Annotated in this window: 1 protein-coding gene; it reads right to left on the bottom strand. The window is 41.5% G+C overall.

What is annotated here, in order from left to right; translation table 11 throughout:
• Window positions 1–213: 213 nt before the first annotated feature.
• Complete coding sequence (locus RTN07_RS10945) at window positions 214–981, bottom strand: TorF family putative porin (protein ID WP_076777162.1); 768 nt, start codon at window positions 979–981, stop codon at window positions 214–216.
• Window positions 982–1475 lie beyond the last annotated feature (494 nt).

Here is a 1475-nt window from a genome sequence, read left to right as displayed (position 1 = left end):
GTTTGAAAATCAAAACCAAGTTAAATCATTTCGCTTTGCGTTTAAAGTTACTCGTATCCGCTAATCAGTCGGCTTTTGCCCAGCTTAAGGCTATTAGCGGTGCGTAACTTCGGGTAATAATAAAAAAACAGCCAGCATATGTGCTGACTGTTTTCTTCGCTAGAGGAGCTGGCAAACCTTTATAAATAAAGGTTCAACACATCCCTAACCACATTAGAACGCCTTGGTTAAGGTAAACACCGCACCCGTTTCTGTACCGCGTTTGTATGGTTGGGCATTGGCATCAATATTGGTGCCAATCGCAGCCAATTCAGCAGTCAAGCCAGAAACAGACTTCACGTTATAGGTGAGGCCCACTTTCCAGTCAACATAGGTGTCATCTTCACTGCCACTGTCGCTAAAGTCGTAGTTATCCACCTTGGTATAGCCAACGCTTGCCACACCACCAAAGCCAGCGGCAAACGGCACATTATAGGTTGCATTTACATACCAGCCATTCTCGTCCAGACCAGCAAAGTCATTGGTATAGTTGACTGCACCCAGCAAGCTGTCACCAGAGGTTAATACATCCTTGAATCCAAGTTTTGCGTAAAGCTCAAGCCAGTTGATATCTGATGCGCTTGGATAACCGTAATACGATAGGCCAACATCCAAAGTGGGTTTGCCTGCAAATGGCAGTTCAGTTGCATAACCAACATATGGGTCTAGCTCAAGATGTGGATCAGCACCACCAAAATTTACATTGGAACCCCAGACACCCGCATAAAGGCCTGATTCATGCGTTAATGCAAAGCCAACTTGCACCGCAGGGTCATTTTGAGTTTGGGTCACACCACGATAACGGTAATCTGAAGTTAAGGCAGCGGTTCCTGCAAAGCTTACACCTGCCTGAGACAGCGCATTCGATTCTTCAGCCATTGCCAAAGTTGAAGCCATCGCCATAACACTTAACGCCACTGCTTTATATGCAAGTTTCATCATTTGATCTCCCCATGATGGATATTTGACTGATTTATGTTTTAAATTGCATCAAAATGTATCTTGCAAAGGTTATGCCAACTCAATAAAATCCAATAAAATCATATATTTTTATTATTAAAGAACTAAAAAGCATTTTCACTTTCCCTATTTATAAGCTTGATGCAGGATTTCGGCTGAAATTTGAACCATTTAAAGGCATATAAATAAAACCATACTATTTTTCGCACAAAAACAATGCTTTTTTAACCCATAAAAACCGTTGGAATGATTGAAACTTATATTGCAGGCCCTCTCCAGATAAAATGTTCAATAAAAATGCAAAAATGCGCCAGATGCAATCGACCCAGATAGGGTTAAGCACCAATACCATTCATCGGGCTGGTATTTTTTACTAGCCAAATGAGCTATTTTCAACCAAGTAGTAAATAAATAATTAACCGAAGTTACGCACCGCTAATAGCCTTAAGCTGGGCAAAAGCCGACTGATTAGCAGA

Source organism: Moraxella sp. CTOTU46934 (assembly GCF_031979465.1).
GTDB classification, from domain to species: domain Bacteria; phylum Pseudomonadota; class Gammaproteobacteria; order Pseudomonadales; family Moraxellaceae; genus Faucicola; species Faucicola tetraodonis.
This window is presented reverse-complemented; position numbering and strand designations above follow the sequence as displayed.